Genomic DNA, 20,664 nt, shown 5'->3' on the forward strand with positions numbered 1-20,664 from the left:
GCCAAGACCAAGGCGGAGGACATCATGGATTGGACGCATGTGCAGCAGAACTGGGTCGCCTACATACCCCGTATTCTGACGCGTTGGCCCGATCTGGAGGAAGACGAGGTGCTGGCCACCGATGGCGACCTCGACCGGTTTGTCACCTACCTCTCCGTCGCGACCTCTCAAAGTGTCGAAGAGGCCCGTGACGAAACCCGTGCCTGGGCCACCGGGGAAGAGCCGTCGGATGTAAAGATGGACCCATGGCGCGATAACGAACGGATCAGCGACAGCGCCAGGAACATCCATGTCGGCGAAGACGTCTATAGCGACGACAAGGATTTCGGCGATGATGCCACCGCCGAACCCCCCGTTGGTCGCGCCGCCTCATAACCTGAAACCCAAAGGAGCCCGCCGATGACCTGGACCGACATCGCCCGGAACCCCGACCTCGCCCGCCTCACGCTGATGCCGGCTTTCCCCGAGATGCGCGAGAGTCATCTCAAGGCCGCGGCCGGCGACCGCATCCGTTTCGTCACCCGTATGGCGGGCCTGCACGATCTGACGGAAACCGAAGCCGCGGAGGCGCTTGAAGACCGTCTTGGCATGGTCAGGCCAGCCGCGCTGCTCCACGCCGCGGAATAGTCGCCGCCTGGGCCCTTAGATCAGCGACGTTACCCACAAGATTGTGGCGTCGTCGGCACTGACCGAGACGACATTATGCCCCATCGTCGCGTCGTAATAGGCGCTGTCCCCGCGCTTCATGAGGACCGGCTCGTAAAACTCCGTGTATAAACGAATTTCTCCCGTTAGGACGTAGAGAAATTCCTCGCCATCGTGACGCACCCAGCCGTCGAATTCATCGATTGACCGCGCCCGAATGCGGGCCCGATAGGGCAGCATCTTCTTCTGGCTCAGCGTCTCGGCCAGCAGGTCATGTTCATAGGTCGTCGTCGCATGCGCCGCACCCGCGCCCGACTTGGTGACCGCCATCCGCCCGTTCACCCGCGCGTCCCGCGGCGGCGTGAACAGCTGCGGCACGGAGATCTCCAGCCCCACGGCCAGCTTCTTCAGTGCATCGTAGGTCGGCGACATCTGCCCATTCTCAACCTTCGACAGCGTCGAGCGGGCGAGGCCCGCCTGCCTGGCCGCCTGCTCCAGCGTCCAGCCGCGGGCCTGCCGCAGCTCCCGCACCCGGGCGCCGAGATCAAGGGGTGCGGTCTGCACCTCCTCCTCGCCCGAGGCGCGGGCAATGCGGATGATGGATTTCGGATCGCTTTCGGCCATGCCTCGCTATAGCCGCTGCACCGGGGAGGGGGCAACCGAAGCGCCGATTTGCTATGCCGGATGTCTTGCCGCTACGCTGCCCGGCAATCGACAGAGCCAAGGGGAGGATGCGATGTCCAGCTTGCAGGAAGTGGTGGCCAGCGCCGTGACAGAGGGGGATGTGCCGTTTGCCGTCGGCATGCTGGCCGATAGCGGCGGCGTCCTGGAAACCGCAGCGGCGGGCGAGGCGCGTCCGGGGCACGCGGCCGACGAGAACACCGTCTTTCGCATCTTCTCGATGACGAAGGCGGTCGGTTCGGTGGCCGCAATGATCCTGATCGACCGGGGCAAGCTGACCATGGAGACGGAGGTGGCCGAGATCCTGCCGGACTGGTCCGCCCTCAAGGTTCTCGACGGGTGGGACGGCGACACGCCGCGGCTGCGGGAACCGGCCCGCGCCGCTACTGTCCGCCATCTGGCGACCCATACGAGTGGGCTGGAATACGAGTTCTGGAATGCCGATGTCGCGAAGTATCTCGAGGTGACGGGCCATCCCAGCATCCTCGCGGGGACCCGCCAATCGCTGAACTATCCCCTGACGAAGGATCCCGGGACCGGCTGGGGTTACGGGATCGGGATCGACTGGCTTGGGCTGGTGATCGAGGCTGTCGACGGCCGCAAGGTGGACGCCTTCTGCCGGGAAGAGATCTTCGAGCCGCTCAAGATGACCTCGACGGCGTTCGAGCCGGACGGCATGACCGACCGCCTGTGCGATGTGGTCATGCGTGGCGAGGATGGCGGCTTCGGCCCCTTCGACCTCGCCCCGCCGCCCAAGCCGGAGGTTTACGGGATGGGCCACGCCCTCTACTCCACGCCCGCCGACTACATGCGCTTTCTCCGCGTGGTGCTGAACCGCGGTGCGTTGGACGGGGCGCGCATCCTGTCTGAGGGCGCGGTGGACCGGATGCTCGCCGATCAGATGCAGGGCCAGACCGTCCAGCCGATGCAGACCGTCGCCCCGCCCGTCTCTGCCGATGTCGATCCCTTTCCCGGCACGCGATTGACCCACAGCTTTGCCTTCATGCGGAACGAGGAGGATATCGAGGACCGCCGCCGCGCCGGATCGCAAAGCTGGGCAGGCGTCTGTAACACCCATTACTGGATCGACCCGGCTTCGGACCGGGCGGGCGTCATCATGACCCAGTCCCTGCCCTTCGTGGAGCCGCGGTTCATGAAGACCTACGAGGCGTTCGAGAGGGCGGTCTACGCTTCTTAGACCTCACCGCCCTTGAACCACGGGGGGCAAGCGCATAGCCCCAAGACATGCCCGCCCCGTTCAACCTCGCCGCCCATGTGCTGGCCCGCGCCACCGACCGGCCCGACAAGATCGCGCTCGCGATCCTGGGCCCCACGAAGGCCGAACGCTGGTCCTACGCCCGGCTCGAGGCGGCCGTGCGCGGCACGGCGACCGGGCTGCTCAAGGCGGGCCTTGAACCGAGTGACCGCGTCCTTCTCCGCCTCGGCAACTCCGCAGACTTTCCAATCGCCTATCTTGGTGCGATCACCGCTGGCGTCATCCCCGTCCCCACCTCAGCCGCCCTTACCGCGCCCGAGGTCACGGCTCTCGCCGCGGATCTTTCACCCGCGGCGATCCTCCATGACGGCAAGGCGGCCCTGCCCGATCATCCGGCGTCGGTCCACGACCTTGCGACCCTGCGGAGCTGGCGTGATCTTCCGCCCGCGGAGTATGCGACGGGCGACCCCGACCGCGCCGCCTACATTGTCTACACCTCCGGCACCTCCGGCCAGCCGCGCGGCGTGATCCACGCGCACCGCGCCATCCTTGCCCGCCAGATGATGGTCGACGGGTGGTATGGCCTGACCAAGGACGACCGCTTGCTGCACGCGGGTGCTTTCAACTGGACATACACGCTCGGCACCGGATTGCTCGATCCATGGACCATCGGCGCCACGGCCCTGATCCCACAGGCGGGCACCAAGCCGGATCTTCTGCCACTTCTGATGAAACGCCACGAGGCCACGCTCTTCGCCGCTGCGCCTGGTGTCTACCGCCAGCTCCTCCGTGCCTCCCCGCTCCTCGACCAGCCGCACCTGCGCCACGGCCTTTCGGCGGGAGAGAAACTCCCCGACCAGACACGCGCCGCGTGGGAAACGGCCACTGGCACGAAGATCCACGAGGCGTTCGGTATGTCCGAATGCTCCACCTTCCTCTCCGGTTCCCCGGCCCGTGCCGCACCACCCGGCACGTCCGGCTATCCCCAGCCCGGCCGCCGCGTGACCCTTCGCACGGGCGGGACCGAGGCCAATGTCGGCACGATCGCAATCCACCGCTCGGACCCCGGTTTGATGCTCGGCTACCTCAATGCGCCCGAGGAAACCGCCGCCCGCTTCGACGGTGACTGGTTTCTGACCGGCGACCTTGGCCGGGCCGAGCCGGATGGCGCCATCATCTATCTCGGCCGCGCCGACGACATGATGAATGCGGGCGGCGTCCGCGTCTCGCCACTGGAGGTCGAAGCGGCGCTGGCCGCCCATCCCGAGATCACCGACATCGCCGCGGCCGAGGTTGCGGTGAAATCCAACGCCACGATCATCGCCGCCTTCTACACAGCAGCTCGCGATATCGTGGAGGACGATCTTAAGGCATTCGCCGCCACCCGCCTTGCGCGCTATAAGCAACCCCGTCTTTACCGCCGCCTGGCCGAGCTGCCCCGCGGTGCCAACGGAAAACTCCTGCGCCGGCAGCTTCGCGCAGACTTCGAGACCGAAAAGGACCCCGTCCCATGAGTATCCAGCTCGACATCATTTCAGATCCGATCTGCCCATGGTGCCTGATCGGCAAGATCCAGCTCGACCGGGCCTTGGCAGAGCGGCCCGATCACCCGTTTGCGATCCAGTGGCACCCCTTCCAGCTAAACCCCGACATGCCGCGCGAGGGGATGGACCGGAAGGCCTATCTCGAAGCCAAGTTCGGCGGCGCGGAAGGGGCGAAAGACGTCTACGGCCGCATCGCCGATCATGCGAAGGAGATCGGGCTTGATATCGACCTCGACGGGATCACCCGCACACCCAACACGCTCGACGCGCACAGGCTGATCCACTGGGCGGGGATCGAGCGCAAGCAACAGGCGGTGGTCGATGCGCTTTTCGCCGCGTATTTCAAGGAGGGTCGCGATATCGGTGACCGCGACACGCTCGCCGACATCGCCGATGGCGCGGGGCTGGATGCGGCGGCGATCCACCGCCTGCTGGAGTCGGACGCCGATCTGGACGGGATCAGCGACCGCGACGCCAAGGCGCGCGAGATGGGGATTACGGGCGTTCCGACCTTCATCGTGGCGGGCAAGCATGCCGTTCCCGGCGCCCAACCGCCCGATCTCTGGCTCAAGGTGATCGACGAGATCACCCAGCAGATGGAGGAGGCTGAAACGTGAGCCGCGACGCTCTCCTCGCCGTCTTCGGCGCCCTTCTGACGATCATCGCAGGCGGCACCGTGTTCTTCCGCGTGGTCGAGGACTGGACTTGGCTCGACGCCTATTTCTTCACCGTTGTGACATTGTCGACGGTGGGCTATGGCAGCTTGGTCCCCGCAACGGCCATCGGCAAGATCGGGACGACCGTCCTGATCTTCCTTGGCCTCGGGGTTTTTGCCGCGGCGATCCAGCAACTCAGCCACATGACGATCCACCGTCAGAGCGAACTGCGCCGCAAGCGCCGCGAAGCCCGGCAGGCGAAAGAGTCCGGCTGAGGGTTTCTTTCCGGCGCGCTCTGACGAGCGCATTCGAGGTTTTGCGTTCGCCACGCAGGCGGAAGGGGGCGCTGCCCCCTTCCATCCCCCGAAGTATTTCCGGCAAGATGAGGACATGACACGATTTTCCGAGGCGGATCGGGTGGCGGATGGCCTGATCGAGCGGGTAAAGAAAGCCTGTGACTTGAGCGCCTTGGCCGGATCGGTTGCGGCATGATCACGGCGCATCTTCCGGCGGGCTATGTTCTCGGGCGGTCGCTGACCTCTGCGCGGTATGTCGTGCCTGCGGCAGTGTTCGGCGCCGCGCTTCCCGATCTTGATCTTATCTGGTTCTACCTGATCGACGACCGGGCCTTCCATCACCACCATTACTGGGTCCACATTCCCGGCTTCTGGCTGATTGTCGGGGCTGTCGTCCTGCCCCTTGTTCGGCGTGCCAAACCCGCGCTACTGCCTGCCGGAATTGCGTTCTTCCTGAGTATCTTCCTTCACATCTGCCTGGACGCCATTGCAGGCGGCATCGCCTGGGCATGGCCGTTCTCAGACCGGTTTTTCACCCTCATCGAAGTTCCTGCGCGCTTCGATCACTGGGTTCTGAACTTCATCCTCCACCCGGTCTTCCTGATCGAGGTGGCGATCTGGGCTGCTGCACTCACCCTCCCGGTCGGGCGGCGGAGAGAGGCCTAATCGGCCTCCGCCCGTTTCTTGGCGGCATAGGGATGTTCCTCTTCGTCGCCGGACTGGAGGACGAAATTGGCGGCGAAGCCGTGGATCAGGATCGAGAGAAGGATCGTGATGGCCGCCACGCGCCACACCGTGTCGATGTCTCCGAACGAGGCGTGGTTCTGGGCGTAGGCGATGTAGAAGACAGAGCCCATGCCGCGGATGCCGAAGAAGGCGACGTTGCGGCGGGCGAGGTTTTGACAATCGACACCCAGAAGACCGATCCATCCGGCCACGGGGCGGATCAGGAAGATCAGAGCCACGGCAAAGGCGACCTCGGTCCAGGTGAGGTCCGCCAGCGCGCCCGCACCGATGAACGTCCCGAGCCAGAGCAGGAGCAGCGCCAGCAGGATCGATTCCAGCTGGTCGGCGCCGTGATGGACGAACTTCTCGTAGCCTTCCATCTCGGTCCCGCGGGTGTTGCTGCGCCCGGCCCGCGTGGCGGCGAAGACGGCGAGGAAGCCGTAGCCGTCCACGGCCTCCGTCACGCCATAGCTGATGAGCGTGGCAGCGAGGATCATCACGATGGAATTCCACGCCCCCTGACTGGCGTCCCCGATCTGGGAGGTCGCTATGCGGGAAATCACCCAGCCGCAGGCGTAGCCCACAATCCAGCCCGCCGCGACGCGGTAGGCGAAGTCGAAGCCCAGCCAGCCCCAGCCCCATTCGTCGATCGCCATCGCGCCCATCGTGGCCGCGCCGATGGCAAGGTAGACGAAGGGAAAGGCCAGACCGTCGTTCAGGCCCGCCTCGGCGGTCAGGGAGACCTCCATCGGGTCTTCTTCCTGGCCCGGCGGGCTGACCTGCACGGACCGGGCCAGCACCGGATCGGTCGGCGCGAGCGCCGCGGCGAGAAGCAGCGCCCCCGGGATCGTCAGCCCAAGCCCCCAGACGCCAAACAGCGCGATGGCCACGATGGTCAGCGGCATGGTGATGAGGATCAGCCGGAACGCCGCGTTCCAGTTGCGCCAGCTGCCTTTCGTATCGATGGCAAGCCCGGCGCCCGCGAGCGAAATGATCACGATCAGCTCCGAGGCATGTTCGATGATCGCGGTCTGCAACCCGCCGCCCCGCGGATCGATCACAGGCAGGCCGATCGCGCCGATGGCGATCCCGATCAAGACGTAGATCAGCGGAATGTTCACCAGACGGTAGCGCGACAGGTAAGGCTGGAATGTCAGCCCCAGCAGCGCAAGGCCGAAAACGGCGTAGAAGATATCGCGGTAATCGAGCGTCCCCAGCATTCCGCCCCCATCGAAAGACACGGGGTCAACGGCGCGGCGGCGGTTGCGGTTCCCCGGGGTCAGGCGGCGGGCGCCTTCGCCCCCTTCTTCGCCTTCTCGGCCAGATCGCGGGCGACGGCGAAGGCGCCCTTGATCTTGTCGGCCTCTGTCTTCCAGTCGCGGCGGACGAAGATCTTGTTGTCCTTGACCTTGGCGAGGCCCTTTTGGTCCTGAATGAACTCCACCAGCCCTTCGGGCGAGGCGAACTTGTCGTTGTGGAACTGGATCGTCGCCCCCTTCGGCCCCGCATCCAGCCGGGCGATCCCGGCGCGTTTGCACATCGCTTTGATGCGGACGACCAGCAGCAGGGTGTTCACCTCTTTCGGCAGCTTGCCGAAGCGGTCGATCAGTTCGGCGGCAAAGCCCTCCAGCTCGACCTTCGTCGTCAGTTCCGACAGGCGCCGGTAGAGGCCCAGCCGCACGTCGAGGTCGGGCACATAGGCCTCGGGGATCAGCACGGCGACGCCTAGGTTGATCGACGGCGCCCATTGCCCGTCATCGACGATCCCCTCGGCCTCGCCCGACTTGATCTTGGCGATCTGCTCTTCCAGCATCTGCTGGTAAAGCTCGTAGCCCACCTCGCGCATCTGGCCGGATTGTTCCTCGCCCAGCAGATTGCCCGCGCCGCGGATATCCAGATCCTGCGAGGCGAGCGTGAACCCGGCCCCCAGCGTGTCGAGCGAGCCCAGAACGCGCAGACGCTTTTCCGCCTGCGGCGTCAGCTTCACGCGCGGCTTGGTCGTCAGATAGGCGTAGGCGCGGGTCTTCGACCGCCCCACGCGCCCCCGGATCTGATAGAGCTGCGCGAGGCCGAACATATCGGCCCGGTGGATCACCATGGTGTTGGCTGTCGGGATGTCGAGGCCCGATTCGACGATCGTCGTCGCCAGAAGCACGTCGAACTTGCCGTCGTAGAAGGCGTTCATCCGGTCATCCAACTCGCCCGCCGCCATCTGGCCGTGGGCCACGACGTAAGTCAGCTCCGGCAGCTGCTCCTTCAAGAACTCCTCAATCTCGGGCAGGTCGCTGATCCGGGGGACGACGTAGAAGCTTTGCCCGCCGCGGTAATGCTCGCGCAGCAGCGCCTCGCGGATCGTGACCGGATCGAATTCGCTGACATAGGTCCGGATGGCCAGCCTGTCGACCGGCGGCGTGCCGATGATGGAAAGCTCCCGCACGCCCGACAGCGACATCTGCAGCGTCCGCGGGATCGGCGTCGCGGTCAGCGTCAGCACATGCACATCCGTACGGAGGGATTTCAGCCGCTCCTTGTGGGTGACGCCGAACTTCTGCTCTTCATCCACGACGAGCAGGCCGAGATTCTTGAACTTGATCCCCTTGGCCAGCAGCGCGTGGGTGCCGACGACGACATCCGCCGTCCCCCGTGTGATCCCCTCCTTCGTCAGCTGCGCGTCGCGCTGAGACACGAACCGTGACAGGGGCCGCACCTGCACGGGGAACCCGCGGAACCGGTCGGCGAAGCTCTTGTAGTGTTGGCGCGCCAGCAGCGTCGTCGGCGCGATCACAGCGACCTGCGTGCCCGACATCGCGGCGACGAAGGCCGCCCGCATCGCGACCTCGGTCTTGCCGAAGCCCACGTCGCCGCAGATCAGCCGGTCCATCGGCTTGCCGGCTGCCATATCCGTCAGCACATCCTCGATGGCCGAGAGCTGATCCTCGGTCTCTTCATAGGGGAATCGCGCGCAGAACTGCTCCCACAGCCCCTCCTGCGGCTCCATCACGGGGGCCGTCCGCAGTGCCCGCTCGGCAGCCACCCGGATCAGCTTGTCGGCGATCTGGCGGATCCGCTCTTTCAGGCGCGCCTTCTTGGCCTGCCACGCCCCGCCGCCCAGCTTGTCGAGCAACCCTTCCTCGTGCCCGAACTTGGACAACAGCTCGATATTCTCGACAGGCAGGTAAAGCTTTGATCCTTCTGCATATTCCAGCAGCAGCGTCTCATGCGCCGCGCCCAGGGCCGTCACGACCTCCAGCCCCTGATACCGCCCGACGCCGTGGTCCACATGAACCACCAGATCGCCGGGCGTCAGGCTCTGTGTCTCGGTCAGGAAGTTCTCGGCCCGCCGTTTCTTCTTCGTCTGCCGGATCAGCCGGTCACCCAGGACGTCCTGTTCGGAGATCACCGTCAGGCCCGGGCTTTCGAACCCGTGTTCCAGCGCCCAGACGGCCAGATGCAGCCCGCGCTTGCCGACGCCCTTGAAGTCGCGGATCAGGATCGCCTCGGCCACGCCCTCATCCTCGATCAGCCCTTCCAGCCGCTCCCGCGCGCCCTCGGAATACGAGGCGACGACCACCGGACCGTCCGCGAGTTTTGCCTTGAGATGCGACGCCAGGGCGCCGAAAAGGCTGACGCTTTCCTGCTGACGCTCAGGCGAGAAGTTGCGCCCGATCCGGCCGCCCGCATCCGTGACGCCCGGCCCCGTCGGCTGCGGCAGCGGCGCGAATTGCAGAACCCGCCGCCCGTCCACTGCCGCCTCCCACGCGGCGTCGTCCAGATACAGCGTCTCGGGTGGGGCGGGCTTGTAGACCGATCCCATGCCGCGCTGGTTCATCGCCACCTTCCGCGTCTCGTATTGATCCGCGATCTGCTCCCACCGGCTCAGCCGCGATGGCGTCACCTGATCGTCCAGCGTCACCGCAGCACCGGGCAGGTAGTCGAACAGCGTTTCCAGCCGCGCGTGGAACAGGCCCAGCCAATGCTCGATCCCCTGGTGCTTCCGCCCGGCGCTGACGGCTTCGTACAAGGGATCATCCGTTCCTGCGGCCCCGAATTCGATCCGGTAGTTCTGCCGGAACCGGGTGATCGCCGCCTCGTCCAAGATCACCTCGGAGACCGGCGCCAGCTCCACCACATTGAGCTTTTCGATCGTCCGCTGTGTGACCGGATCGAACCGCCGCGCCCCGTCCAGCACGTCGCCGAACAGGTCCAGCCGCACCGGCCCCGTCTCCCCCGGCGGATAGACATCGATGATCCCGCCACGCACCGCGTAATCGCCCGGTTCAGTGACCGTCGGCGCCTGGGTGAACCCCATCCGCACGAGGAACGCCTTCAGCGCCGCCTCGTCGATGCGCTTGCCCACCGTCGCCGTGAACGCCGCCTCCTGCAGGATCTCGCGCGCGGGCACCTTCTGCGTCGCCGCATTCAGCGTCGTCAGCAGCACGAACCGCTCGGGCATCCCGTGCACCAGCGCCGCCAGCGTGGCCATCCGCGCCGCCGAGACATCCGAATGCGGCGACACCCGGTCATAGGGCAGGCAATCCCAGGCTGGAAACACCATCACCGGCACCTCCGGCGCGAAAAAGGCGAGCGCCGCCTGCATCGCCGCCAGCCGCTTGTCGTCGCGCGCCACATGGACGACAGGCCCCGCCTCCAGTTCCTTCAGAACGAGACGGGCGTCAAAGCCTTCGGGCGCGCCCGAGACGGTGATCTTGGTGGAATCCGGCATGGGCGCTCACCTACGCGCTCCGCCGCGCAAGTCAACATTCAGAGGTCCTGAAACGGCCCCAACGTCAGGTTCTGGTACATTCCGAACATCGCTGTCACCAGAAGCGCCAGCATCCCGATCAGTTGCACGAAGAAGCGGTGCCGCGATAACAGCGCGAACAAGGCCTCGCCCTCCGGCGCATCCCGCCGGATCTGCCGCGCAGTGGTGTAGCTCATCATGCCGACGAAGGTCATCGGGAACGCGATAAAGAAGAGAGCCTGCGCAAACTCCACGTCATACCAGAACGACAAAAGCGTCAGCCCCGTCAGCATGAACGACACAAAGCCCACCAGCCACATCCCCGAGATCTCGACGATCCCGAGAATCCTGTTCACGTTGATCCGCACCAGATCCTGCAGATCCTGATAATGCTGTCCGCCATGCCGCCGCGCCCGCAATACCAGATCATAAGGAACGCCCAGCACCCAATGGCTCGCACTCGACCAGATCACCGCAAGGCCGATCCAGTACCACAAGTTCGAGAAAGAGCGGAGGTCGATGATCTCGACCAGAGTTTCGTAAATCGACAATCGGATACCCGCCACTGGGTTGGTGCGCGCGACCCTAGCCAGCGCCTCCCTGCTCCGCCACCCCCTTGAGCCGCCGGCCGCCACGTGTCAGGCACAGAAGACACAATCTATCTGAGAATTCCCATGCAGCCGCTCTCCGCCCCCTACCCCGCAACCCGGTTCCGCCGCCTAAAGCGCACACCTGCCCTGCGCGCCATGGTGCAGGAAGCCACCCTGACGCCCGCCGATTTCATCTGGCCGGTCTTCGTGATGGAGGGCGCGGATGCCGAAGATCCCATCCCCTCCATGCCCGGCGTTGCGCGGCTGACGACGGATCGCATCGTCAAGGCGGCGCAGGAGGCCCACGGCCTCGGCATCCCCGCGATCTGCCTCTTTCCCTATACCGAACAGGCGCTGAAGACAGAGGATTGCGCGATGGCGTGGGACGCGGACAACCTCGTCAACCGTACGATCCGCGCGATCAAGGACGCCGTGCCCGAGATCGCGGTGATGACCGACATCGCGCTCGACCCCTATAACGTGAACGGCCATGACGGCTTCGTGGTGGACGGCGAGATCATCAACGACGAAAGCGTCGAGGCCTTGGTGAAGATGGCCCTCGCCCAGGCCGAGGCAGGCGCCGACATCCTCGGCCCGTCCGACATGATGGACGGCCGCATCGGCGCGATCCGCCAGGCGCTCGAGGCCGAGGGCCATCGCAATGTCGCCATCCTCAGCTACGCCGCCAAATATGCGAGCGCCTTCTACGGCCCCTTCCGCGACGCCGTCGGCGCCTCCGCCCGGCTGGTGGGCGACAAGAAGACCTATCAGATGAACCCCGCCAATTCCGACGAGGCGCTGCGCCTGATCGCCCGCGACCTGACCGAAGGCGCGGACATGATCATGGTCAAGCCGGGCATGCCCTATCTCGACATCTGCAGGCGGGCCAAGGAAACGTTCGGCGCCCCCACCTTCGCCTACCAGGTCAGCGGCGAATACGCGATGCTACAGGCCGCCAGCCAGAACGGCTGGCTCGACGGGGACGCCGTCATGTTCGAAAGCCTCACCGCCTTCAAACGCGCCGGCTGCGACGGCATCTTGACCTATTTCGCCGTTGACGCGGCGCGTGCCCTCGCCTCCTGAGCCCCGTGCCGTCCCTGCTTGATCCGAGACCTCTCGTTCAGGAGTCCCGGCGCCCCTGACCCCTAAAGGTTCGCTGCTCAACTCTCGCAGGAAGTCTGCACCTTCCCGGTTTTATGACCGGCTTATGCACATTGTCTTCATTCTGATTTTGTTGATCGTCGCAACTGTGTGGGTGGTCAGCACTTGGCAAGAGCCGGGCATGGATCCGGACATAGTGACCCGGCATGACGACATAACGGTCCTCATGACACTCCGGCCAAATTTTGGTTTTCAAAGCGACTGGCATCGGCAGCTTACGATCACAAAAGACACCACCAGCCTGAAAATCAACCTAAACCCCGATGCTGGTTGGTGGCGTGGATCGAATCTTTACCTCACTCAAACAGGCGATCTTCTTCTGCACGAGGGTCAGGCCGGATGTATCCTAATCCGCACCGGCAATATGGAGCGCGGAAAGCCGGATCATCCCATCTGTAAAGAAGGCTCGCTACCGGATAACGACGCCCCGCACGTCGCCTCTCCAATTGGCTGCCCGCCTTAGCCGCCACTATCGGATTTCGCGGATGACCTGTATTTCCTTGGACACTTCTCCAAGGGAAGTCGAGATCCACATTTGTACGGTACTTTCTCGGACTACTGCGATAGAGCCGAAAAGCCGCTTCCACCCCGCCTTTAGACCCAGGCACTCCCGGCCCCATTCGGGATCTCCATCGGTCAGACGGCAATCTGGCTGTGAACCAAAGGGTCGGAAAGGCGTTCAACCTTCGAAACAATCGCCAGGCCGGACATGCTGAAACGCCTCGCCCCCACTCCCCTCCGCTGGTTTCGCCGCGATGGCGACGGCCTGCCGGTGGTCTTCCTCCACGGTCTTCTGGAGACCTCCGCGATCTGGGAGCCCGTCGTGGATGCCCTGCCCGACACCGACAGGCCGCTCCTCGCCCTGCCGCTCCCCGGCCACGCGATGGGCGAGGACGCAGCCCGCCTCTCCGACGACCTGCATGACGGCACCTTCATCGACCGCTACGCCGATGTTCTCCGCCGCACCTTCGACGGCCCCGTCAGGCTGGTCGGCCATTCCACCGGCGGGCTCGTCGCGCTGCAGATGGCGCGCCGCCACCCGGACCTCGTCCATGACATGGCGCTCGTCGGCACGCTCTTCTCGGGCGGGCTCGACGGCACGCGCAGCCTGTCGGCCCGGATCACCGAGATCCCCTTTGTCGGCCCGCTGACCTTCGCCTGGGTCATCCGCTACTGGCTTGCCGATCCGGCGCGCTTCCGCCGGGGGGTCGAGACGGTACTGGCCAACCGCGCGACCGACCTCGCCTTGCCCGAACGGATGCGGACAGAGCTTGCCCAGATCTATCCCGAGGCGCTCCACGCCGTGGCGCTCTGGCTCGGCCGGCAATGCGTACGCGAAAACCTGGCCGAGATCCGCCAGCCCGCACTCTGCATCATCGGCACACAGGATCCCGTCGTGCCACCCGCACACCAACTGGACCTCATCAAGGCGCTGCCGAATGGCCATGCGCTCTTGATGAAGACCGGCCACCTGCCGTTCCTGGAAGACCCCACCCGCTTTCGCGCGCTCTTCCTGCGCTGGCTGGCCGGCCGCTCATCGCCTCTGGCAACACAGCTCGCCTGACAAGCGATGACGGCCGCAAGGACGGAAGAGCGGCCCGCCTGAACTGACAGTCGCACCAGACCCCCTAGCGCTCCAGCCAGACGGAAGGCGCGCGCGCCTGCCAACCCTGCTCTTCCAGCTCGGGCACAGTGCTCTCTGCCTCCGGATAGCCCAGGCACAGATACCCGGTCAGCCGCCACGCTGCGGGCACCTCGAGCGCTGCCCGTACGACGCCGGGGTCGAGGATCGAGACCCAGCCAACGCCCAACCCCCGGGCCCGCCCGGTGAGCCACAGGGTATGGATCGCCATCACCGTCGAATAGTCCAGCGTCTCGGGCATCGTCTGCCTGCCAAGGCCGCGCCCCTCGGCCGGGTCGGGGTCGGTGAAGACCGCCAGATGCTCCGGCGCTTCCCGCAACCCGGCGAGTTTCAGTGCCCGGTACCGCGCCTGCTCAGCGCCGCCATACCCCTCAGACGCCGCGGCATTGCAACGCTCGAACGACGCGATGACGGCGTCCCGCGCGGCCGCGCTCCGCACACGGACGAACCGCCAGGGGCGGCTATTGCCGACCGACGGCGCAAGATCGACCGACGCCATCACCTCCGCCATCACCGCCTCCGGCACCGGATCTGGCCGGAAATGCCGCACGTCGCGCCGCCAGGTCAGGATGTCGGTCAATGCCGCGCGATGGGTCTTGGTCATCTTCATGAGGCGCAGTCCTGCCGCAAGTTCGGGCCGAAGGAAACGCTTTTGCCCGGCCTCACCGGCCCGAAGGGCGAATCCCCGCATCAGCGACAATCCGTGAGCCAGAGCTTCATTGTCGACCGAGAGTCTTGCCCCTACGAGCGTCCCAGATATCGGCCACCAGGCCGAGGATCCCCTTTCAGCGCCATTCGCCCATAAATCCCCGAAAAGCAAAGAACGTGAAAAAGAGCGGGAAATCAGAGGGCTAACAAAAAATACCTGCAACGACCTCGAGACCAAGACCCGCCGTGGATCAGTGCCAAAGATGTGTCCACGACCGCTATCCCTAGCCCATCGACACAACCGGCCATACAGCGTATAGTATTGACATACAGACCGGGCAAATCCGGCACCAACAGGCACATCAGAGCAGGCCCAACGTCATGAACAGTTACACCCGCCGCAGCTTCGCTTTCGGAGCCATCGCGGCCGCTTCGACCCTCGCCGCCTGCGGCAACGGCATCGGCTCCCAGGGGGGCGAGACCATCGACGCCCGCGTCGATTCCACGCTCAATTTCCTCTACGACCGCTACCCTTCGACGCGGGAGATCGGGAACAAGGCAACCGGCATCCTCGTGATGCCCGTGATTACCGAAGCCGGGCTCGGCTTCGGCGCGGCCTACGGGCGCGGCGCACTCAGGGTCAACGGCACGACGATCGACTACTATTCGGCCACCTCCGCCTCGGCAGGCTTCCAGATCGGTGCCCAGCAATATGCTCACGCGCTCTTCTTCATGACCGACGAGGCGCTCTTCGACTTCCGCCGCTCCACCGGCTGGGCTGCCGGCGCCGACGTGGAATATGCTTTCGCCGATCAGGCCGAGATGCTTCGGGCCGAGACGACGACGACTCTCGCCCCGGTGATTGCAGTGGTCTTTGCGCAGACGGGCCTGCGCGCGGGTGCCACGCTGGAAGGCACCAAATACACCCGCATCATCCCGTAGCGGATCGGGGCGCGTCCTGCGCCCCCTCCACCGCGTCGAGAACCTGTGCATCGGTCACATCGCGAAGCCGGTCCCGGTCGTGGTCAAATTTCAACCCCTCCGATGCCCTGCGGAACTGGATCTGTGCGGCCCCGAACGCGGCATCGCTCATCGCCTGATCGGGGTGGTTCATCAGGGCGCTCAACGCCTTCTGCAGGCGCTGCTGCACCTCGATGATCGCCGACCCGTCGCGCGCCAGCGGACCGAACCCGTCCTCGATCAGATCGGCAGGTGACAGCGGCGGCACCCATAGCCGCTTCAGGCTCGGCTCCTCCGCCGCCTCCGTCTCGTCATGATAGGCCATCAGAAGCCGGGTCAGCCGGGTGATCACATCGATCGCGGTGCCGGGGTCGTTGATCCCCGGCGACAGGGCCTTCGACGCAATCTCGCCCAGCACCATGAGGCCGAACCGGGGATCCTGATCGTAGGTCCGCACGTCGTCCCGCACGAGATGGGCGCGCAGAATCTCGTCGAACTCGCGCTCATCCTCCAGCTCCTCTTCGGCATCGCCCGTATCGTGGATCCACGCAATGACTTCACCTTCCACCAGAAAGGATCCCACCGCGCGCGTCAGATAGACGTCGAAGCCGTGGCTTTGCGCCCGGGCATTCAGCGATTCCTGATAGATCATCTGGATATACCCCGTCTTGTCCGCGCGCACCGGACAGGCGGCGTCGGGGATTTCGATGTCGTCGGTCAGCGGATGCGCGCCAAGGCATGGCCTCGACAGACGCTCCTCGAACTGTTTCCGGGTGATCTCCTCCACCTGCCGGGACGAGGCGATGAGGCTGCCGAAGGTCTGCAGATGCAGCGTCCAGCGGATCAGCGAGAAGACGATCAGCATCAGCACCAGCACGGTCGTGCAGAACAGAACGAAAGCCTGATCGTCGCCGTAGACGTTCAGCTCCCGCAGGACGATCGCGGTCAGCGCGAAGACATAGGCGCCGATGAAGGTCGACAGCGTGTTCTGCGTCGTCGGGTCCTGCATGATCAGCCGATGGATCCGCGGCGTCCACTGCGACGCGGACGAGCGGAAGACGCTGACCATCACGGTCAGCGAAAAGATCGTCGCGGCCAGCATCGCGTTGGCGATGATATCCAGAAGCCGGTCCGCCGCCTGACCCGACACATAGGTTGCCAGCGCATCGGGGATCAGCGGTTCGATGAACTGCGTCAGCCCGATCACCGCCAGCGACAGAAGCCCCATGACAACCACGCGCACCCAGAGTTTCCGCCAATAGGTCAACGCCTTGCGCAGGATCGTGACGGGAAGGGCTTTCAGCTTGTCCATCCCCTCCAACGCGCCAGACGTCCAACGGGTCCGCGACAGGCGGGCGGATGTCGCAAACGGACCTTCCCGCCTGTCCCGCCCCGTCCTAGGCTGGCCCCGTAGCCAACGGAGGGACGCCAGATGAAAACCACCACCCGCGTCGTCGTGATCGGAGGCGGCGTTGTCGGCTGCTCGGTCCTCTATCACCTCACCAAGTTCGGCTGGTCCGACGTGATGCTGATCGAGCGGTCGGAACTGACGTCAGGCTCCACCTGGCACGCGGCGGGCGGCTTTCATACCTTGAACGGCGACACCAACATGGCGGCCCTTCAGGGCTACACGATCGGGCTCTACAAGGAACTGGAGGAGCTGACCGGCCTCTCCTGCGGGCTCCACCACGTGGGCGGCATCACGCTGGCCGACACGCCAGAACGGTTCGACATGCTCAAGGCCGAACGGGCCAAGCACCGCTATATGGGCCTGCATACCGAAATCCTCAGCCCGGCCGAGATCAAGGAGCGTGCCGAGCTGGTGAATATAGATGGCATCGTCGGCGGCCTCTTCGACCCGCTCGATGGCCATCTCGACCCCTCCGGCACAACGCAGGCCTATGCCAAGGCCGCCAAGATGGGCGGCGCCGAAATCGTCCTCCACAACCGCGTGCTGGAAACCAACCCGCGCCCCGATGGCACCTGGGACGTGGTGACCGAACAGGGCACGATCCACACCGAACACGTCGTCAATGCCGGCGGCCTCTGGGCGCGCGAGGTCGGCGCGATGGCGGGCCTCTACCTGCCGCTCCTGCCCATGGCGCACCAATACCTCGTCACCGAGGAGATCCCCGAGATCGCCAACCGACCCGAGGAATTCCCCCACGTGATCGACCCCGGCGGCGAAAGCTACCTGCGGCAAGAGGGCAAGGGGCTCTGCATCGGCTTCTACGAACAGCCGTGCGAGCCCTGGGCCGTCGACGGCACGCCCTGGGGCTTCGGCCACGAGCTGTTGAATGACCAGTTCGACAAGATCGAAGACAGCATCGCCTTCGCCTATAACCGCTTTCCCGTCCTCGAACGCGCCGGCGTCAAATCCGTGATCCACGGCCCCTTCACCTTCGCCCCTGATGGCAACCCCCTTGTCGGCCCGATCCCGGGCCTCCGCGGATACTGGTCCGCCTGCGCCGTCATGGCGGGCTTCTCGCAGGGCGGCGGTGTCGGCCTGACGCTGGCGCAATGGATGACCGAAGGCGAGGCCGACCGGGACGTCACCGCGCTCGACGTTGCCCGCTTCGGCGACTGGACGACGCCGGGCTACACGGTCCCCAAGGTGGTCGAGAACTACCAGCGGCGCTTCTCCGTCTCCTACCCGAACGAGGAACTGCCCGCCGCCCGCCCCTTCCGCACCACACCGATGTACGACATCTTCAAAGGGATGGGCGCGGTTTTCGGCGCGCAATACGGGCTCGAGGTCCCGAACTACTTCGCCCAGGGGCAGGAGCCGCATCATGAAACCCCGACCTTCCGCCGCTCCGACGCCTGGGCCGCCATCCGGCGCGAGGTGCAGGCGGTGCGCGAGGCCGTCGGCATCAACGAGATCCAGAATTTCGGCAAGTACCGCGTGACCGGCGACAATGCCCGCGCCTGGCTCGACCGCATCTTCGCCGGCCGCATCCCCCAACCGGGCCGCGTCTCGCTGACGCCCATGCTCTCGCCCACCGGCCGCCTGATCGGCGACTTCACCGTGACGTGCCGGTCCGAGACCGAGTTCCAGCTCACGGCCTCCTACGGCGCACAAGGCTACCACATGCGCTGGTTCCTCCAGCATCTGGACGACGGCGTGCGGATCGATAACGTCTCGGACCACGTCACCGGCTTCCAGATCGCGGGACCGAAGGCGCGCGACCTGCTCCAGTCCGTCGCCCGCGCCGATATCTCAGGCATGAAATTCCTCGACGCCCGCCCGCTCACCGTCGGGATGGCCGATACCTGGGTCCAGCGGGTCAGCTATACCGGCGATCTCGGCTACGAGATCTACACCTCGCCGATGACCCAACGCGCGCTTTGGGATGCGCTCTGGCAGGCGGGCGAACCGCTGGGTCTCACACCCTTCGGCATGCGCGCGATGATGTCGCTGAGGCTCGACAAATTCTTCGGCTCCTGGCTGCGCGAGTACTCGCCCGACTACACGGCGGCCGAAACCGGCCTCGACCGCTTCATCTCCTTCAAGAAGAACGCCCCCTTCATAGGCCGCGAAGCGGCCGAGAAAGAGCGCAGCGAAGGGGCCACCCGCACCCTTGTCCCCTTCAAGGTCCACGCGGACGACGCCGATGTCGTGGCCTATGAACCGGTCTGGATCGACGGCAGCGTACAGGGCTTCTGCACGTCGGGCGGCTATTCCCATCACACGGATACCTCCGTCGCCCTCGCCCTCGTCCCGTCTGAAAAGGCCCAGCCGGGCCTCACCGCGGAAATCGAGATCCTGGGCGAGATGCGCCCCGCCGAGATGCTGACGACCCCCCTCTTCGACCCCGACGGCACCCGCATGCGCGGCTGACCCTCATCGCTCCCTCACGGGCGCTCTTCGCCAGCGAGAAGCGCCCGCAAGGAAGCGCCGAGCGCCTAGCCCCCGAAAGGCTTCGGCGGCGCCCCCCGAAACGATGGCTCCAGATCCGGAAACAGCGCCCCTGTCTCCGTCCCACCCGCAAACCGCTCCATCCACGGCAAGGCGGGCGAAAACGCCTCCGTCCGCACCCATTCGAAATACCCAAGCGCCCCGTGCGCCGGAAACGGCCCGATCGGCGTCGCGTTCTCCAGCACCAGCCCCCAGGGTCCGCCGAACCACGGACTGCCGCTTTCCGAGACGATATCCACCACGTCCACCACCCCGATCAGCCCGCCGCGCACCAGTTCTGCCGGATGCGGCGCCGTCACGCCCACCTGCTGCAGCTTGTAGAGCCCCCAGCGATACTCCTCCTCCCGCATCCCCGTCGCCGCGTGGATGCAGATCCGCCCGGTCTCCATCCCGCCCGACCGGATCGATCCCAGCGTCCGGTTCTCAATATCCTTGCCACCATGGATGATCGCCCAGGCCCAGGGCTGCCGGACCGAGAGCGCGCGCCTTGGCAGATCAGAAGCGACATCATTCATGATCGCCCACATAGATCGCCCGGCGCCGGACAACAGGGATGGCGACCCGCAAGACCCGCCGCTACGGTTTCGCCCGATGACCACGCCGATCCTGATCCTCGCCGCGGGCAGCTCCTCCCGCATGCACGGCCGCGACAAGCTGCTGGAACCGGTGAACGGCATCCCCCTCCTTCGCGACCGGGCGGAAACGGCCCTCGCCACCGGTCACCCCGTCAGCGTCGCGCTGCGCAGCCTCGAAGACACCCGTGCGACGGCGCTGAACGGCCTCCCCGTCAGCCGCCTTCACTGCCCGGACGCCGCCGAAGGCTTCTCTGGCACCCTCCGCAATGCCGTCACGGCCATGCCCAGGGCACGACGGCTGATGCTCCTGCTTGCGGACCTCCCCGATCTCACGACAGAGGACCTTAACACCGTCCTCAAGGCCTCTGATGATAGGCCGGATTATGCCATCTGGCGCGGAGCGACGGATAGCGGAAAACCCGGCCACCCCATCGTGATCTCCGACCAGGTGCGCCCCGGTTTCGCCGCGCTGTCCGGGGATAGCGGCGGCAAGGCAGCACTTGCCCCCTTCGCAGACGCGACCTGCCTCATTCCCCTTCCCGGCAGCCACGCCCTGAACGACCTCGACACGCCGGAAGACTGGGCCGCCTGGCGGGCACGCCGTCCCGACTAAAGACGGGCGGGACGTCGTCCCGGACGTCCCGCTCTGTTCCCGCGCTCTTCC

At 65.6% G+C, this 20,664-nt stretch carries 20 protein-coding genes; 13 read left to right on the plus strand and 7 right to left on the minus strand.

Annotation, left to right across the window (positions count from 1 at the left end):
* Positions 1–24 precede the first annotated feature (24 nt).
* Positions 25–375 carry a hypothetical protein gene (locus tag AADZ90_RS09740; RefSeq protein WP_367309797.1) on the plus strand — a complete coding sequence of 117 codons (351 nt, stop codon included), beginning with the start codon at positions 25–27 and terminating at the stop codon, positions 373–375.
* Positions 376–399: 24 nt separating this feature from the next.
* A complete protein-coding gene (locus tag AADZ90_RS09745) occupies positions 400–627 on the plus strand; it encodes a hypothetical protein (protein ID WP_367309798.1) in 228 nt (75 codons plus the stop codon).
* Positions 628–642: 15 nt separating this feature from the next.
* Here the strand turns inward: AADZ90_RS09745 and AADZ90_RS09750 are convergent, their stop codons facing one another.
* Positions 643–1,269, minus strand: a complete 627-nt coding sequence (locus tag AADZ90_RS09750; protein ID WP_367309799.1) for a helix-turn-helix domain-containing protein — start codon at positions 1,267–1,269, stop codon at positions 643–645.
* Positions 1,270–1,381: 112 nt separating this feature from the next.
* Here AADZ90_RS09750 and AADZ90_RS09755 point away from each other — a divergent pair, with 112 nt between their 5' ends.
* The 5 genes from AADZ90_RS09755 (at position 1,382) to AADZ90_RS09775 (ending at position 5,704) form a co-directional block, all read left to right on the plus strand.
* On the plus strand, positions 1,382–2,524 hold the full coding sequence (locus AADZ90_RS09755; RefSeq protein ID WP_367309800.1) for a serine hydrolase domain-containing protein: 1,143 nt from the start codon (positions 1,382–1,384) through the stop codon (positions 2,522–2,524).
* Positions 2,525–2,571: 47 nt separating this feature from the next.
* On the plus strand, positions 2,572–4,056 hold the full coding sequence (locus tag AADZ90_RS09760; RefSeq protein ID WP_367309801.1) for a class I adenylate-forming enzyme family protein: 1,485 nt from the start codon (positions 2,572–2,574) through the stop codon (positions 4,054–4,056).
* Complete coding sequence (locus tag AADZ90_RS09765; RefSeq protein ID WP_367309802.1) at positions 4,053–4,703, plus strand: DsbA family oxidoreductase; 651 nt, start codon at positions 4,053–4,055, stop codon at positions 4,701–4,703. The genes AADZ90_RS09760 and AADZ90_RS09765 overlap by 4 nt, the downstream gene beginning before the upstream one ends.
* Positions 4,700–5,017 carry a potassium channel family protein gene (locus AADZ90_RS09770; protein ID WP_367309803.1) on the plus strand — a complete coding sequence of 106 codons (318 nt, stop codon included), beginning with the start codon at positions 4,700–4,702 and terminating at the stop codon, positions 5,015–5,017. Before AADZ90_RS09765 ends, AADZ90_RS09770 begins: the two co-directional genes overlap by 4 nt.
* 213 nt (positions 5,018–5,230) lie before the next feature.
* Positions 5,231–5,704: a metal-dependent hydrolase gene (locus AADZ90_RS09775; protein ID WP_367309804.1), complete on the plus strand. Its 474-nt coding sequence runs from the start codon at positions 5,231–5,233 to the stop codon at positions 5,702–5,704.
* Here the strand turns inward: AADZ90_RS09775 and AADZ90_RS09780 are convergent.
* The 3 genes from AADZ90_RS09780 to AADZ90_RS09790 are packed head-to-tail and all read right to left on the minus strand — an operon-like array spanning position 5,701 to position 11,056.
* Positions 5,701–6,984 (minus strand): cation:proton antiporter, encoded by a 1,284-nt coding sequence (locus tag AADZ90_RS09780; RefSeq protein WP_367309805.1) that lies wholly within the window; start codon positions 6,982–6,984, stop codon positions 5,701–5,703. The genes AADZ90_RS09775 and AADZ90_RS09780 overlap by 4 nt on opposite strands.
* A 59-nt stretch (positions 6,985–7,043) precedes the next feature.
* Entirely contained in the window at positions 7,044–10,487 is a 3,444-nt protein-coding gene (gene mfd / locus AADZ90_RS09785; RefSeq protein ID WP_367309806.1) for a transcription-repair coupling factor, read from the minus strand.
* Positions 10,488–10,525: 38 nt separating this feature from the next.
* On the minus strand, positions 10,526–11,056 hold the full coding sequence (locus AADZ90_RS09790) for a component of SufBCD complex (RefSeq protein WP_367309807.1): 531 nt from the start codon (positions 11,054–11,056) through the stop codon (positions 10,526–10,528).
* A gap of 123 nt (positions 11,057–11,179) precedes the next feature.
* On the opposite strand from AADZ90_RS09790, the gene hemB reads away from it, so the two are divergent.
* From hemB to AADZ90_RS09805, 3 genes are all read left to right on the plus strand, one after another.
* Positions 11,180–12,178, plus strand: coding sequence for a porphobilinogen synthase (hemB, locus tag AADZ90_RS09795; RefSeq protein ID WP_367309808.1), 999 nt, complete (start codon positions 11,180–11,182; stop codon positions 12,176–12,178).
* 124 nt (positions 12,179–12,302) lie between these two features.
* On the plus strand, positions 12,303–12,719 hold the full coding sequence (locus tag AADZ90_RS09800) for a hypothetical protein (protein WP_367309809.1): 417 nt from the start codon (positions 12,303–12,305) through the stop codon (positions 12,717–12,719).
* A 246-nt stretch (positions 12,720–12,965) separates the two neighbouring features.
* Positions 12,966–13,820, plus strand: a complete 855-nt coding sequence (locus tag AADZ90_RS09805) for an alpha/beta fold hydrolase (RefSeq protein ID WP_367309810.1) — start codon at positions 12,966–12,968, stop codon at positions 13,818–13,820.
* 64 nt (positions 13,821–13,884) lie between these two features.
* Here AADZ90_RS09805 and bluB read toward each other — a convergent pair whose 3' ends face one another.
* Positions 13,885–14,589, minus strand: a complete 705-nt coding sequence (bluB, locus tag AADZ90_RS09810) for a 5,6-dimethylbenzimidazole synthase (protein WP_411996991.1) — start codon at positions 14,587–14,589, stop codon at positions 13,885–13,887.
* 338 nt (positions 14,590–14,927) lie between these two features.
* Between bluB and AADZ90_RS09815 the strand changes: the two genes are divergently transcribed.
* Positions 14,928–15,488: a lipid-binding SYLF domain-containing protein gene (locus AADZ90_RS09815; protein WP_367309811.1), complete on the plus strand. Its 561-nt coding sequence runs from the start codon at positions 14,928–14,930 to the stop codon at positions 15,486–15,488.
* On the opposite strand, the gene AADZ90_RS09820 is transcribed toward AADZ90_RS09815, so the two are convergent.
* Positions 15,478–16,818 carry a DUF2254 domain-containing protein gene (locus AADZ90_RS09820; protein ID WP_367309813.1) on the minus strand — a complete coding sequence of 447 codons (1,341 nt, stop codon included), beginning with the start codon at positions 16,816–16,818 and terminating at the stop codon, positions 15,478–15,480. The genes AADZ90_RS09815 and AADZ90_RS09820 overlap by 11 nt on opposite strands.
* 120 nt (positions 16,819–16,938) lie before the next feature.
* On the opposite strand from AADZ90_RS09820, the gene AADZ90_RS09825 reads away from it, so the two are divergent.
* On the plus strand, positions 16,939–19,347 hold the full coding sequence (locus AADZ90_RS09825) for a GcvT family protein (RefSeq protein WP_367309814.1): 2,409 nt from the start codon (positions 16,939–16,941) through the stop codon (positions 19,345–19,347).
* Between the two features lie 65 nt (positions 19,348–19,412).
* On the opposite strand, the gene AADZ90_RS09830 is transcribed toward AADZ90_RS09825, so the two are convergent.
* Positions 19,413–19,940: an ASCH domain-containing protein gene (locus tag AADZ90_RS09830; RefSeq protein WP_367309815.1), complete on the minus strand. Its 528-nt coding sequence runs from the start codon at positions 19,938–19,940 to the stop codon at positions 19,413–19,415.
* Here AADZ90_RS09830 and AADZ90_RS09835 point away from each other — a divergent pair.
* Entirely contained in the window at positions 19,939–20,613 is a 675-nt protein-coding gene (locus tag AADZ90_RS09835; protein ID WP_367309816.1) for a nucleotidyltransferase family protein, read from the plus strand. The genes AADZ90_RS09830 and AADZ90_RS09835 overlap by 2 nt on opposite strands.
* Positions 20,614–20,664: the final 51 nt, after the last annotated feature.

It is taken from the genome of Aestuariibius violaceus (genome assembly GCF_040779325.2).
Classification (GTDB): Bacteria; Pseudomonadota; Alphaproteobacteria; order Rhodobacterales; family Rhodobacteraceae; genus Aestuariibius; species Aestuariibius violaceus.

What these genes read in the sequence shown, in the direction of transcription:
- AADZ90_RS09740 (WP_367309797.1), top strand. Translation starts at nt 25, where the DNA reads ATGGATTGGACGCATGTGCAGCAGAACTGGGTCGCCTACATACCCCGT.
- AADZ90_RS09745 (WP_367309798.1), top strand. Translation starts at nt 400, where the DNA reads ATGACCTGGACCGACATCGCCCGGAACCCCGACCTCGCCCGCCTCACG.
- AADZ90_RS09750 (WP_367309799.1), bottom strand. Translation starts at nt 1,269, where the DNA reads ATGGCCGAAAGCGATCCGAAATCCATCATCCGCATTGCCCGCGCCTCG.
- AADZ90_RS09755 (WP_367309800.1), top strand. Translation starts at nt 1,382, where the DNA reads ATGTCCAGCTTGCAGGAAGTGGTGGCCAGCGCCGTGACAGAGGGGGAT.
- AADZ90_RS09760 (WP_367309801.1), top strand. Translation starts at nt 2,572, where the DNA reads ATGCCCGCCCCGTTCAACCTCGCCGCCCATGTGCTGGCCCGCGCCACC.
- AADZ90_RS09765 (WP_367309802.1), top strand. Translation starts at nt 4,053, where the DNA reads ATGAGTATCCAGCTCGACATCATTTCAGATCCGATCTGCCCATGGTGC.
- AADZ90_RS09775 (WP_367309804.1), top strand. Translation starts at nt 5,231, where the DNA reads ATGATCACGGCGCATCTTCCGGCGGGCTATGTTCTCGGGCGGTCGCTG.
- AADZ90_RS09780 (WP_367309805.1), bottom strand. Translation starts at nt 6,984, where the DNA reads ATGCTGGGGACGCTCGATTACCGCGATATCTTCTACGCCGTTTTCGGC.
- mfd (WP_367309806.1), bottom strand. Translation starts at nt 10,487, where the DNA reads ATGCCGGATTCCACCAAGATCACCGTCTCGGGCGCGCCCGAAGGCTTT.
- hemB (WP_367309808.1), top strand. Translation starts at nt 11,180, where the DNA reads ATGCAGCCGCTCTCCGCCCCCTACCCCGCAACCCGGTTCCGCCGCCTA.
- AADZ90_RS09800 (WP_367309809.1), top strand. Translation starts at nt 12,303, where the DNA reads ATGCACATTGTCTTCATTCTGATTTTGTTGATCGTCGCAACTGTGTGG.
- AADZ90_RS09805 (WP_367309810.1), top strand. Translation starts at nt 12,966, where the DNA reads ATGCTGAAACGCCTCGCCCCCACTCCCCTCCGCTGGTTTCGCCGCGAT.
- bluB (WP_411996991.1), bottom strand. Translation starts at nt 14,589, where the DNA reads ATGCGGGGATTCGCCCTTCGGGCCGGTGAGGCCGGGCAAAAGCGTTTC.
- AADZ90_RS09815 (WP_367309811.1), top strand. Translation starts at nt 14,928, where the DNA reads ATGAACAGTTACACCCGCCGCAGCTTCGCTTTCGGAGCCATCGCGGCC.
- AADZ90_RS09820 (WP_367309813.1), bottom strand. Translation starts at nt 16,818, where the DNA reads ATGGACAAGCTGAAAGCCCTTCCCGTCACGATCCTGCGCAAGGCGTTG.
- AADZ90_RS09825 (WP_367309814.1), top strand. Translation starts at nt 16,939, where the DNA reads ATGAAAACCACCACCCGCGTCGTCGTGATCGGAGGCGGCGTTGTCGGC.
- AADZ90_RS09835 (WP_367309816.1), top strand. Translation starts at nt 19,939, where the DNA reads ATGATCGCCCACATAGATCGCCCGGCGCCGGACAACAGGGATGGCGAC.
- AADZ90_RS09830 (WP_367309815.1), bottom strand. Translation starts at nt 19,940, where the DNA reads ATGAATGATGTCGCTTCTGATCTGCCAAGGCGCGCGCTCTCGGTCCGG.